We start from the raw sequence: 13,603 nt of genomic DNA on the forward strand, positions 1-13,603 counted from the left end.
GTGACTATCCGTGGTAACGCAGTGCTTCAATCAACAGGGCGAAGGCCGAAGTATGCTGTCGACGGCTCGGGTAGTAGAGATAGTAACCGGGGAACGGCGCGCACCAGTCCTCGAGAAACCGCACCAGCTTGCCGCTTCGCAGCTCATCCAGCACCGTATCTTCCGGCACAAAGGCCATCCCGAACCCGGCCAACAGCGCCTTCATGATTTGCGAGTTGGAGTTCAGGATCAACTGGCCGTCTACCCGCACTCGTAACGGACGACCATCTTTCTCAAATTCCCAAGCATAGATGCCCCCCAATGTTGGTAGCCGCAGGTTGATGCAACGGTGCTGTTGCAGATCATGCGGCGTAACGGGAGGCATTTTTCCGGCAAGATAACCGGGCGTTGCGACCACTGCCATGCGCATATCCGGGCCAATGCGTACCGCCACCATATCCTGCGCCACCTGTTCCCCCAGACGGATCCCCGCATCGTAACGTTCGGAGACAATATCCTTAAGGCCATAATCGATGGTGACCTCCACCTTGATATCAGGATAACCAGGCAAGAAACGCTCAAGCGCAGGCCACAGCACCGTCTGGGCTGAATGCTCGGCGGCGGTGATACGGATAGTTCCTGCTGGCTTATCATTCATCTCGGTTAACGCGATCAGCTCATCTTCGATATTCTCCAGCAGCGGCGCAATGCGGCTAAGCAGTTGCTCTCCGGCTTCGGTGGGGGCCACGCTGCGGGTGGTGCGCGTCAGCAAGCGGATCTTCAAGCGCTCTTCCAGACCACGAATCGCATGGCTGAGGGCCGATTGAGACACACCCAGCTTGGCGGCGGCGCGGGTGAAGCTTTTTTCTGTGGCAACCACGGAAAAAGAGATCAGATCGTGGACATTTTCTCTCAACATTAGTGAGCCCTTCTCATAGGTTCTTGCGCATTTTGCTCTCTAGTCGCTCCACAGTCTGCGCAGTACCCTGTTAAACCAGAACCAACGGTACGCCGTTTCCTTACAGCACTCAATTCAGAGGAAGAACCCATGAAGATTATCCGTAGCGATGCTCAACCCACCGTCGAAGGCCCAGAAAGTTGGTTCACCGGTAAAGTGAACATTGCCTCCCCCTTCCAGGCCAGCGAACCGGCACGGGTTGGCGGCGCAACCGTAACCTTCGCACCCCGCGCCCGCACCGTCTGGCATACGCATCCACTGGGGCAAACGCTGCTGGTGATCGCAGGCCATGGTCTGGTACAGGAATGGGGAAAAGAAGCCGAAGAGATCAGACCCGGTGATATCGTCTGGATCCCGGAAAACGTGAAGCATTGGCACGGTGCCGCAGCCGATTCAAGCATGACCCACATCGCGATCGCCGAATCCCTCAACGGCAGCCCGGTGGAGTGGATGGAACCCGTCAGCGATGCCCAGTATCTGGGTTAATCGCTTTACCCTAGCTATTGATGTTTAAAAACCGAGCAAACGTTGAAGGTCAACATCAACGCTTGCCCGGCTCATTGGGTTAGTGCGGTAATGTCTTCAATAATAGTTAATCAGAAACACGATTTTGCCATTCGCTTGCCCCGGAGTGATATTTGCCGCCGTTTGAATATAGCGGGCAGCTAATGGAATACGTATGGTCGGGCTGCCGTCTTTCGGCAGAGTCATCGGATATTCCGTTGCAAAGTTAAACAAGGTCGGCGTTTGGTCGCTCCTTCCCCAACCGATCTGGATCCCCACCCCTGATGCAGCGCCAGATACCGTTGAATCGATCGCCATTATCCCATTGCCAGAATCAGTTACCGTGGTTGCCGGGGTTAATTGCACGCCAATGCTATTATTGAGTGAGGTGGTTACGTTACTCGCTCCAGTACCGTAATTCATTAACAACGTCGTATTGGTATTATTATAGAAACCGTAGAATGTCGGGCAATTGGTCAGGGAAATTGAGGCATCTACCCAAGGCGGGCTCGTATTTATCCCGTTAAAATCCGTATTGATATTATACTTCCCCATGGCAACAGCAACATCTGGCGTTGTACAGGTTTGGGTTGATACCGTCAGATTACCTTGAAAACTGATATTATAAAAAGCAAACGGGAACCCGGTTACCGTTGCCGAGCCAGTATGGCTATTCAACGCGGGGTCAAGAGTGGTCTTGATACTCGGGAGGTTTGCACCGCTGAGCGTATAGTTACCCGGTGTGATAGGTCCGGTTTTAATTAATGATACATAGCGTGTTGAACCCGCAATATTATAGACCCCACCAAGCTCCCCATTCACTTGCTTAATGACGGTCTCCATATCAGCAGCAATAAGCCTGGTTGTTGTTATTGGGCTGCTATTAGAGGCGCGTGAAATGACCACACCGATGCCCGGAATATTGGTCTGATAGACTGCACCAGCAAATGGGCCGGTCGTCAAATTGCTGAGGGGGAATGGCGTATTGGTAACCACCGTTGTACTGTTGTACCAGAATGATTTACCCACATCGGCTTGTGCCCAGTTGCACGTCATCGGGATCATTTTCATCACCCAGGTTCCCTGATAGAGAATCGTCCCCACGGGAATATCGGCCCCGGCAGAAATCGCCGCTGGGTTCAACGGCACGGCTTCAGTTTGCGTTGAGCTAGCAGCTATCGAACACGCCACATTGGCCCAGCTACTGGAACTGATAACACTCAGCAATAGCCCACCCAAAAGGCCCAGAATTTTATTTATTGATAATTTCATGAGTTATTGCCCTCTGTTTGGCTATTCATGTTGGTGTTACTAAAAAGTAAAATTTTAATCTGAACATTACTTAATAAGAGCATCGAAGGTATTTACTGCACCATAGTCATTAACAAAGGTGCCGGTTATCTGATTGCCAGCCTTACCGGGCAGGGCAAAGGTCAGGGTCGAGTGTGGGGCGATCATGTCGCCTTCAATTTCTTTCCCGTTCACTTTCAGGCTGACGAAAGACACGTAAAACGGCGTCGGGTTTGAGGCCTGCACGCTGTTGTCTTTGGCGCGCCAGGTCACGGTTTTCGCGGCATCATCGGCATTGCCTGCCAACCCTGCCGGGCGATAGAACAGCTTGATACGCGAGCGAAAAGCCACCTGCAGCAGGTTCTCATCGGCCTTGGCCTGTTTCTTCGCGGGCACTTCCAGCACGTTCAGCCAGAATATCGACTCCTTGTCCTTCGGCAGTGCGCCGCCGGTATAGCTGATGCGCAGGGTCTGGCCTTTGCCCTGTTCCACACGGTTCATCGGTGGTGTCAGCACAAACGGCACCTGAATAGAGGCAGGCTTGGCCGTGGTATCCCCGGTATCAATCCAGCTCTGAATAAGGACAGGCGACGGGCCCGCGTTGGTGAGTTTGACGCTGACCTCTTTGGCATCAGACGGATAAATCACCCGGGTTCCGGTAATGACCACACTGGCCAGACTCTGGGCACTGAACAATGCAACAGCAGCCATGCTGAGTGCTTGCAACCTGTAACACGAGAGGAACGACATAAAAAGCTCCTGGCAAACCGGTAAAATGGGAGGAGAAAAGTCTCCTCCCCGGCGCTCTTATTTGTACTGAATGGAGTAAACCACGTTGCTGACGACCGTACCGGCCGTGGTCTGGCCATCGGCATAGTATTCAACGGCGTACGGCAGAGTGGCGCTACCGGTGGCAACACTGATATAGGCGGTATTGGTTCTCTGGTTGCTGTTACCCACCTGAATCGGAGTCTGAGACGCGGTAGAAGCGTCACGCAGTTGCAGGCTGACCTTGGTGGCATTGCCGCTCATGTTTTTCAGGTGGCCGGTTGCCTGGTCAACGGAAGCCCCTTCTTCGAAGTAGGCGGAAGCGGTTTTCAGGGTGCCTGAACATTCGGTCAGCGCCATGGCAAAACCGGTACGGCCAGCCGTCTGGGTGGCCTCCGTCAACTGGTTGGTTCCGATGGTAGGCAGGATCACGGTGGCATCAGCCGCCTGGCCGTCGACAATCACGTTACAGGTTGTCGCCGTCAGTTCACCTTTGAAGGTGATCGTGCCGGTAGAGGCCGCCTGAGCCATACCGACAGAACCCAATACCACAGTCAGGGAGGCAGCGATTGCTAACTTTTTCATATATATTCCTATTACTCACTAGTTTTGTTAAGCCATTTTAATAATGATTAAAACAGCAGGGTGACATCCATTTCCCACGAGTCGCTTTATATTATCGCCTTGATAATGGGATGGAATTTTTAATAAAACAAAGGTGTTACCACATGGCCATTTGAGGAGTAACCGACTCCCTTTACATTCACAATAAAGTCATCTGGCAGACCGACTACGTTGAGTTTCACTCTTAATTCTTTAATCGCCTGCCATAGGCGTTGACTGGAGGAAGAAATATTGTTCTTCTCCCATATGTTTTCGAGCAGCTCTTCTTTTGATAATGTTTTATTCTTACCGTGCTGATTCAATAAATAGATCAACAGATCCATGGTGATATCATTTAGCATTACTGCGCAAAACAGCATTGTTTTTTCCGTTTTCTCGGTATAGATGCGGACAAGTCTGCGGTTGGCAATATCAAGCTGAATATCATTATCAATAAGGAACCCGTAAAGATTATTCTCCATATAATTTCTCAAGATATAGGCAGGACAAGCTCTTGTGAAAAATTACCACTCCATTTGAAGCTCTATTATAGAATCAGATTGATCTGAATCAACCCGGCTCACTGGCTAAGGGAGCGAGGGCGGCATCAAATTGGCATGGTTTTTATCACTTAACTTCAAACATAAATCAGCATATTTACCTGGATTTTTGTTTCTTTATAGTCCACAACGTTCATATTTCATTAAAAAACCTTGGGTAGTTTTAAATTCTGTTTTTTCCATCAAAACAAGTAAAAAATCTATTCAATATTAGGATGAGGCTTATGACACCGGTTTGCTTTGTGCATACTGCCTCTATCTCCATCTTGTCCTCCACCCTGTTTTGCTGTTGAGATAAATGCTAGGAAAAAACTTAGGCATAGTCTAATGAACTCTTCTTATTTCTTTTTAATAAAACAACGGTACCTAGCAGAACTTCCGGCATAACCACACATCATTCAAGAGAAAAAATCACACAGAAAAAAAATTAATCCCCTGTTTTTATTATAATTTATCTTTATTAAGATTTTTGGGTTTATCAGAAATGAACAGGCAGCCGGTTTAAATAGGGGAGTGTTCATCAGACCGGCATAACACCTTGTACCACGACGCCATTTTTCTCTCTGCATCATTAAAAAAACCCTGCTTTCAGCATTCCACCACCAGAAAACGCTCTCCCATGTCGATACCAAGGGAGAGAACCCGTTTGTTGCGCGCATATTGCTCTGTGCGATACCCCTCTGAGTTCATTCATATCAATATGGATCGTTCCCACCCCAGTAAAAAAGAACAGCTCAACCGGTTATTCCAGAAAAATGACCAAACGGCATCAGATCTAAAATAAAAGTGGCTCAGTTCATGATGTTTTGATGTATTCGCCAGACGGTAAGAACAACCCCCACTTCCTAATGGATAAAAATACGCCTCACAAACCAATAAACAAGGCATTGACTATTTAAATAGTCCTCTTGCCTACACCCCAGGGTTCAAGAAATCTTAATAAAAACAAGCAGCAAAAAAACATATGATTCTATTAAAATATTTTCTGAGACGACTTTCTATTTTTGCTCCCAAAGGAGCGGTTTGTGGTTGGTGAATTGATTTTATTAAAAAGAAATAAGAAGAGTTCATTAGACTATGCCTAAGTTTTTTCCTAGCATTTATCTCAACAGAAAGACAAGGTGGAGGACAAGATGGAGATAGAGGCAGTATGCACAAAGCAAACCGGTGTCATAAGCCTCATCCTAATATTGAATAGATTTTTTACTTGTTTTGATGAGAAAAAAAGAATTTAAAACTACTTAATGTTTTATATTTAAATATCAACACCACAGGCTATTAAAGAACAAAAAACCAGTTAAATATGCTGATTTATGTTTGAAGTTAAGTGATAAAAACCACACCCATTTGATGCCGCCCTCGCTCCCTTAGCCAGTGAGCCGGGTTGATTCAGATCAATCTGATTCTATAATAGAGCATCAATGGAGTGGTAATTTTTCACAAGAGCTTGCCCTGCCTATATCTTGAGAAATTATATGGAGCGTAGTCTTTACGGGTTCCTTATTGATAATGATATTCAGCTTGACATTGCCAACCGCAGACTTGTCCGTATTTATACCGAGAAAACGGAAAAAACAACGCTGTTCTGCACAGTAACATTAAATGGCACCGCAATTGATTTGTTGGTCTTTTTATTGATACACCATGGCAAAAATAAAGCATTATCAAAAGAAGATCTGCTCGAAAACATATGGGAGAAGAACAATATTTCTTCCTCCAGCCAACGCCTGTGGCAGGCGATTAAAGAATTAAGAGCGAAGCTCAGCTTAATTGGCTTGCCAGAAAGCTTTATTGTCAACGTAAAAGGTGTTGGCTATGCCGTAAATAACCATGTGGTGACGCCATTGTATTACCAATAAGCATCATTGTGTTATCCACATGTGAATATGAATGTATCCATAAAATATGGATGTCACCCTGCTGTTTTAATCATTATTAAAATGGCTTAACAAAACTAGTGAGTAATAGGAATATATATGAAAAAGTTAGCAATCGCTGCCTCCCTGACTGTGGTATTGGGTTCTGTCGGTATGGCTCAGGCGGCCTCTACCGGCACGATCACCTTCAAAGGTGAACTGACGGCGACAACCTGTAACGTGATTGTCGACGGCCAGGCGGCTGATGCCACCGTGATCCTGCCTACCATCGGAACCAACCAGTTGACGGAGGCCACCCAGACGGCTGGCCGTACCGGTTTTGCCATGGCGCTGACCGAATGTTCAGGCACCCTGAAAACCGCTTCCGCCTACTTCGAAGAAGGGGCTTCCGTTGACCAGGCAACCGGCCACCTGAAAAACATGAGCGGCAATGCCACCAAGGTCAGCCTGCAACTGCGTGACGCTTCTACCGCGTCTCAGACTCCGATTCAGGTGGGTAACAGCAACCAGAGAACCAATACCGCCTATATCAGTGTTGCCACCGGTAGCGCCACTCTGCCGTACGCCGTTGAATACTATGCCGATGGCCAGACCACGGCCGGTACGGTCGTCAGCAACGTGGTTTACTCCATTCAGTACAAATAAGAGCGCCGGGGAGGAGACTTTTCTCCTCCCATTTTACCGGTTTGCCAGGAGCTTTTTATGTCGTTCCTCTCGTGTTACAGGTTGCAAGCACTCAGCATGGCTGCTGTTGCATTGTTCAGTGCCCAGAGTCTGGCCAGTGTGGTCATTACCGGAACCCGGGTGATTTATCCGTCTGATGCCAAAGAGGTCAGCGTCAAACTCACCAACGCGGGCCCGTCGCCTGTCCTTATTCAGAGCTGGATTGATACCGGGGATACCACGGCCAAGCCTGCCTCTATTCAGGTGCCGTTTGTGCTGACACCACCGATGAACCGTGTGGAACAGGGCAAAGGCCAGACCCTGCGCATCAGCTATACCGGCGGCGCACTGCCGAAGGACAAGGAGTCGATATTCTGGCTGAACGTGCTGGAAGTGCCCGCGAAGAAACAGGCCAAGGCCGATGAGAACCTGCTGCAGGTGGCTTTTCGCTCGCGTATCAAGCTGTTCTATCGCCCGGCAGGGTTGGCAGGCAATGCCGATGATGCCGCGAAAACCGTGACCTGGCGCGCCAAAGACAACAGCGTGCAGGCCTCAAACCCGACGCCGTTTTACGTGTCTTTCGTCAGCCTGAAAGTGAACGGGAAAGAAATTGAAGGCGACATGATCGCCCCACACTCGACCCTGACCTTTGCCCTGCCCGGCAAGGCTGGCAATCAGATAACCGGCACCTTTGTTAATGACTATGGTGCAGTAAATACCTTCGATGCTGTCGTGAAATAAATCGCCACATACATAAATATATTTATTCAGCACTTTAGTCATTATTCAGGGAATAAATTCTTGAAGGAATTTTATATGTCAAAATATTGGCAATGTGGCATCCAGAGCAGGCTTTCCCCTCTGGCCATCGCCATCTTATCAACTTTTTTCGTGGGCAACGCCAGTGCTGATGTTGTGGTTAACCCGCCAAAAGAGCTAGCAAAGAATCTGGAGTTTGATGCTTCTTTCCTGAATGTTGATGATAGAAAATCGGTCGACCTTAGTCGCTTCGCGAACGGCTCTTCGGCGCTGCCTGGAGTATATAAAACTGCTTTGTATGTTAACAACCAACTCGTGAGTAATACCGATATTGAGTTTAAAGCGCGGGAAGATAAATCGGTCTATCCGTGCCTGACCAGCGAGATCATTAAAAATATTACGTTCAATTACGAGAAACTGCCTGCAAATTTTCTAAACCAGCAAGGCGACGGTGAATTATGCGTCGATCTGCAACGCAAGCTGCCACAGGCACAGGTTAACTACGACAGTAATGAACAGCGGCTGGATATCGTTATTCCCCAGGTTTATATGCTTAACGCCGCTCGCGGTACCGTCAGCCCTGAATTATGGGATCGCGGCGTCCCGGCGTTATTGCTCGGCTATAACGTCAATGGCTACACCAGCGAATCTCAGGGTAATACTTTCAGTTCGATGTTCGCCGGTGTGAATGCCGGGCTGAACGTGAATGGCTGGTATTTACGGCATAATGGTTCCTATAACTGGACGGATAGCGGGCAGAAACAGTACAGCAATATCAATACTTATCTGCAACGCGATATTCCGCAGCTGATGGGCCGGATGCTAGTAGGACAATCCAACACGCCTGGGCAGATTTTTGATACCTTGCCGTTCTCCGGTATTCAACTGGCCAGCGATGAGCGGATGTTACCGGAATCCCTGCGTGGCTATGCGCCGGATATCCGAGGCATTGCCCGCACCAACGCCCGCGTCACCGTACGGCAGAACGGCCAGGTGCTGTATGAAACCACCGTGACACCAGGGGAGTTCCTGATCAACGATCTGTACCCGACCGGATACGGTGGGGACTTAGACGTTACCGTGCGTGAGTCTGACGGCACCGAACAGACATTCCGGGTCCCTTATGCGTCGGTCGCGCAACTGCTGCGCCCAGGATCATCACGCTATGCCATTACCGCAGGTGAATTACGCAGCGATAATATCCGCGATAAACCCGCACTGTATCAGGCAACTTACCAACGTGGGCTGACCAACGCCATCACCGGCTACGGTGGCCTGCAAGTCAGCCAAGATTATTATGCGCTGCAACTGGGCGCAGCGGTCGGTCTGCCGGTTGGGGCAATGGCTTTCGACGTGACCCAGGCTCGTACGTATCTGGGGAGAGGCCCAGTGGCGGATGATAGCCAGCATCAACCGAACAATAGCCTCAGCGGGCAAAGCTATCAGCTGAGCTATAGCAAGATGATCAATGAAACCAACAGTAACCTGTCATTGGCGGCGTACCGCTTCTCTACCCATGGTTATATGGACTTTATGACCGCGATGCAGACCCGTGATGCGGTAGCGAAAGGTTTTTCACCTGATTCAGTATGGCGAGCCAAGAATCGATTCACCGTTACCGCTGGCCAAGGGCTGGCCGAGGGTTGGGGGCAGCTGTATGTCAGCGGCTCGATACAAAACTACTGGAACAAAGAGGGTACCGAGAAGCAGTACCAGGTGGGCTACAACAACAATTATAACAGTTTGTCGTATGGCATCAGCGTCAACCGCAGTTATTCCAGCCTGGGAGCGACCCAGACGAACTATCTGCTGAGTTTCAGCCTGCCGTTGGGCCGTAATGACCAGATCCACACGCCTCAGTTGCGCATGGATTTGTCACATGATAGCAGCGGCCGTAATGGCCAGCAGGCCACCGTGTCCGGTACCGCCGGGATGGAAAATCAGTTCAGCTATGGCGTCACCGCGATGAATGCCAATCAGGGCGTGGGTTCCAGCGGCTCATTGAGTACCAACTACCGCAGCCCGTTCACGGCGCTGAGTGGAACTTACAGCACTGGCAAGGGTTATCAGAGCGTTTCTGCCGGGCTTTATGGAACGGTGATTGGGCACTCTGGTGGGGTGACATTCACGCCATATACCTCAGATACCTTCGCTCTGGTGGAGGCCAAAGGCGCACAAGGTGCCAACGTATCGTCTTATCCAGGTGTGAGAATCGACTCGCGCGGCTATGCGGTCGTGCCTTACCTCAATGCGTATCAGATGAACGAAGTCAGTATCGATCCGAATGGCATGCCGACAGACATCGAACTGAATAACACCAGCCAGAAAGTAGCACCGTATTCCGGTGCGGTGGTGAAGGTGAAATATGATAGCAAGCGAGGCACCCCGATCCTGATCATGACAACCTATCAGGGAGAACCGGTGCCGTTTGGGGCCAATGTTGTGGACGAAAAAGGCAATAGTGTCGGCTCAGTAGGGCAAGGGGGCCAACTGTATGCACGCGTGGCGGAAGAACAAGGACAGTTGCGCATCATATGGGGCGAAGGCAGCGGCATGCAATGCAGCGTACGCTATCGCTTGCTGCCACAGGCGAAAGGCAGCCAGCAACAGCTGATGCAGCGCTTCGATTCGGTCTGTCAGCCGTAAAAGATAAGCCGTACAGGCTGGCGAACCAAAGAGGTCGCCAGCCTGAATCAGGTCAGCATGTGACATCTTATTTCTGGAGAACATCGCTTCATTCATTATTAATTAACACAAGATTTAACACAGGCAATAAATCACAAGGAATACTTGTATAATATCAAGGAGATTTTATGGTTGTTTATTTGATCACTGATGACAATTATTTTTTCATCGGATTGCAGGCGATTTTAAAAAAAGAATTTTGCACCCTTAAGTTGATTTCTCACAAAAATGCCTCATCCATTGACAGCAGGATGAAACATGAGGCCAGTGCATTTATTTTTCATACATCACAATATGATTATTTGCCCTACTCCCTATTTTCATTTATGAATCATATAGGTGGAGTCATTATCATTTCCCCCAAGCACCTCATTAAATTCTATTCAAGCTTTAACTTTGGTCACGTTATCAATGAAAAATCAGAGATAGAAGACATCAGCAACGCCATTTCCAATGTTTTACTAGGGGAAAAATATTACCCCCACAATAATATAAAACTGACAAACAGTGAAAAAAATATACTATTGCATATTATGAACGGCCATAGCACTGCCTTTATCAGTGATTTCTTGGATATTTCAATAAAAACGGTCTATACGCACAAAAGGAATGCACTGCATAAACTAGGCGCACGCAAGATTACTGATATTATCAGAACGCGGAAACCTATAAACAGCCCTTCATTTATAGAAGATATATCAATATTTTTTAAGGCTCAGAACATGCTTCGTTTATAACCTGATACTATCGATTGCAAAGTTGAAAACATACTCTGATAGTCAACATAATTTGTTGACATATTGCACTGATGAATAGGATAGCTTTGATTGCTGCGCATAGCTTATACCTCAACGCGACTCTCAATCGCAGAGCACAGTGAATACACCATAGGGTAGATAACGTAGACTTTGCACTCGATCATCGCTCTTATCTTCCGCTTCCCCGCCCGCCAAATATAATAATGCGATAGGAACCATTGGAATATTTCGTTAAGTTGTTCTAAAAATCTGCGCAATACAAAAATCTTTTATCAAAATGCTACTCCCGCATGTGGTAAGTTCATACTTTCAAGCTACAATATTAATTAGTCGTGCGAAAAATCCTAAATCCAACCACGTAACTGAAAATGAACAAAAAATTCATTATTAATAAGTCTATTTTTTTCTATCCTGATGAACATCGATTAGTTCCGGCAGGTGGAACAGGCTCAGAAAGCACGCTCAACCTGCCAGCCAGCAGATGCTTACTGTTGCTCTTGCAAAAGCCCAATACGGTTATTAGCCAACAAGAATTCTTTAAACAAGTATGGGAAAACCAGAAGCAATACGTCACGACTAATGCGTTCTATCAAAATATCTCTTTGCTGCGGCGCGGCCTGAGATCTGCTGGATTGCATGGCAATATCATCCAGACCGTGCCAAAAGAAGGGATAAAATTTTCTGGCACAGTAACATTTATTGAAGAAGAAATAGAGGCTGACTTGGTCGCTGAAGAAACAGAATCTAAACCGCCTACAGCCACCGAGAGGGCAGAAGAAAAATCAGAGGAGGCTCAACCTTTAGAAAGCGATGAAAAGCCATTTAGCAAAGGAGTAGCAGCGTTACTGTTCAGTAAAATAAAACAATCACACACGATAATACATCTCATTATAGTCAGCGCTTCTCTCACATTTTTCTGGGTTACTTGCCAGCAGCTGTACCACAATGTTACGCGCACGTTGAACTACTTCTCTGCATACCATCAGATTGGAGAGGCTAATCAGTGTCTGGTATTTGCAAAAACAACAAAAATACCGAACAGCAACGGAGAGTATCTTTCCTTTATAAAGGAAAAAAAAATCTCGTGTGAACCCGGTCAGGTGGCTTACATCACCGCCAATACAGCGAATACCCGAATGTCAGTCCACATCTGTAACAAAAACTCGTCGGGTATCTCTTCGTGTTTAACACATTACTTTTTCGAATATAACAATGACCCCAAAATATCGTAATCTACTGTTATGGCTAGCATTCTTCACTGTTATTTTTTTACCCTTGCTGGCGAACGCTCTCTATAACTATCAAAACAGCCACTTCACCTGCTGGAATAAGGTTTACCTTCACAACGGTGACATAACCTACGATGCCTTGACCACATACTCGGTGATGGGGAACTCGGGACAATTCAATTTTTTAGGGCAACTCAGTGAAACAGGTAAGGAAGCATTATACATAGAACAGCCAATCCCCTTTGTCATCACCCAGGATCAGGGCAAGTCTTTCATGGTGTTCACGCCAGCAACGCTCACCGACACGATGAAAAAGCTGCTGGAACCGATGAGCAGAAGAGAAAAGAAATGGAGTTTACCGATTGATACCTTCAGGGAAGGAAGAAAAATGATGGTACTGGAATCGGATGGAATACCTGTTTATGTCTGTACCAGGATCTAAATGGGGCGATCGCACCTTTGTGTATGCAGAACAGTTGCAGCAACTGGGCGTGCTGAAGCCTATAGTGAGCCGGGTATAGGTATTCGGGCGCAACGCACCCTGAATCACGGAGGAGAATACGGGCCCCGATTGTTTCAGCCAAATACGACATAACCAAAGTGAAATGGCCCCAATCAACACCGCGCCAAGAATCGACCAGGCGATAGGTTTTATTGGAAACTGGCTAAGATCGGCCTTGCCAACCTGCACAAACATCAGCGCAGGAAACAGATAAAAATAATTCAGCTTTTCACAAGGCAACCAGAAACCGCTATCAATCAGGTTCCTATTGCGCAGCACAAAACCCATCACAATGAGAAACATCACCGGAATCAGTGATAACAGCGTGGTTATCATTATTATTTCTCCTTGAGATAACATCCATAAAAACGGAAGAATGTTACCCATCAAAGGTGAACCCCACAAATAACCGAATTGAATAACCTATATTGGCAGTTGACCGAGAATAAACGCTCATCCGCCGTTAGC

At 47.7% G+C, this 13,603-nt stretch carries 13 protein-coding genes; 7 read left to right on the forward strand and 6 right to left on the reverse strand.

The annotated features are described in order from the left end of the window. Positions 1-4 precede the first annotated feature (4 nt). Positions 5-898 (reverse strand): LysR family transcriptional regulator, encoded by an 894-nt coding sequence (locus ACX9GT_RS24630; RefSeq protein ID WP_473189137.1) that lies wholly within the window; start codon positions 896-898, stop codon positions 5-7. A gap of 129 nt (positions 899-1,027) precedes the next feature. Between ACX9GT_RS24630 and ACX9GT_RS24635 the strand changes: the two genes are divergently transcribed. Then, positions 1,028-1,423: a (R)-mandelonitrile lyase gene (locus tag ACX9GT_RS24635; protein WP_473189138.1), complete on the forward strand. Its 396-nt coding sequence runs from the start codon at positions 1,028-1,030 to the stop codon at positions 1,421-1,423. Between the two features lie 96 nt (positions 1,424-1,519). Here ACX9GT_RS24635 and ACX9GT_RS24640 read toward each other — a convergent pair whose 3' ends face one another. The 4 genes from ACX9GT_RS24640 to ACX9GT_RS24655 form a co-directional block, all read right to left on the reverse strand. Next, positions 1,520-2,713, reverse strand: a complete 1,194-nt coding sequence (locus ACX9GT_RS24640; RefSeq protein ID WP_473189139.1) for a fimbrial protein — start codon at positions 2,711-2,713, stop codon at positions 1,520-1,522. A gap of 66 nt (positions 2,714-2,779) precedes the next feature. Then, on the reverse strand, positions 2,780-3,442 hold the full coding sequence (locus ACX9GT_RS24645) for a fimbria/pilus periplasmic chaperone (protein ID WP_473189140.1): 663 nt from the start codon (positions 3,440-3,442) through the stop codon (positions 2,780-2,782). 96 nt (positions 3,443-3,538) lie between these two features. Then, a complete protein-coding gene (locus ACX9GT_RS24650) occupies positions 3,539-4,084 on the reverse strand; it encodes a fimbrial protein (protein ID WP_473189141.1) in 546 nt (181 codons plus the stop codon). Between the two features lie 119 nt (positions 4,085-4,203). Then, complete coding sequence (locus tag ACX9GT_RS24655) at positions 4,204-4,584, reverse strand: winged helix-turn-helix domain-containing protein (protein WP_473189142.1); 381 nt, start codon at positions 4,582-4,584, stop codon at positions 4,204-4,206. Positions 4,585-6,137: 1,553 nt separating this feature from the next. Between ACX9GT_RS24655 and ACX9GT_RS24660 the strand changes: the two genes are divergently transcribed. The 6 genes from ACX9GT_RS24660 (at position 6,138) to ACX9GT_RS24685 (ending at position 12,636) form a co-directional block, all read left to right on the forward strand. Beyond that, the gene (locus ACX9GT_RS24660) at positions 6,138-6,521 is read left to right on the forward strand and encodes a winged helix-turn-helix domain-containing protein (RefSeq protein WP_473189143.1); all 384 of its coding nucleotides are present in this window, start codon (positions 6,138-6,140) and stop codon (positions 6,519-6,521) included. 117 nt (positions 6,522-6,638) lie between these two features. Further along, positions 6,639-7,184, forward strand: coding sequence for a fimbrial protein (locus ACX9GT_RS24665; RefSeq protein ID WP_473189141.1), 546 nt, complete (start codon positions 6,639-6,641; stop codon positions 7,182-7,184). Between the two features lie 96 nt (positions 7,185-7,280). After that, complete coding sequence (locus ACX9GT_RS24670; protein ID WP_473189144.1) at positions 7,281-7,943, forward strand: fimbria/pilus periplasmic chaperone; 663 nt, start codon at positions 7,281-7,283, stop codon at positions 7,941-7,943. 75 nt (positions 7,944-8,018) lie between these two features. Next, positions 8,019-10,607: a fimbria/pilus outer membrane usher protein gene (locus tag ACX9GT_RS24675; protein WP_473189145.1), complete on the forward strand. Its 2,589-nt coding sequence runs from the start codon at positions 8,019-8,021 to the stop codon at positions 10,605-10,607. A gap of 167 nt (positions 10,608-10,774) precedes the next feature. Next, positions 10,775-11,383, forward strand: a complete 609-nt coding sequence (locus tag ACX9GT_RS24680; RefSeq protein WP_473189146.1) for a helix-turn-helix domain-containing protein — start codon at positions 10,775-10,777, stop codon at positions 11,381-11,383. A gap of 389 nt (positions 11,384-11,772) precedes the next feature. Continuing rightward, positions 11,773-12,636 (forward strand): winged helix-turn-helix domain-containing protein, encoded by an 864-nt coding sequence (locus tag ACX9GT_RS24685; protein ID WP_473189147.1) that lies wholly within the window; start codon positions 11,773-11,775, stop codon positions 12,634-12,636. Positions 12,637-12,988: 352 nt separating this feature from the next. On the opposite strand, the gene ACX9GT_RS24690 is transcribed toward ACX9GT_RS24685, so the two are convergent. Then, complete coding sequence (locus ACX9GT_RS24690) at positions 12,989-13,471, reverse strand: AEC family transporter (protein WP_473189148.1); 483 nt, start codon at positions 13,469-13,471, stop codon at positions 12,989-12,991. Between the last annotated feature and the right edge of the window lie 132 nt (positions 13,472-13,603).

It is taken from the genome of Serratia sp. YWN4 (assembly GCF_055790845.1).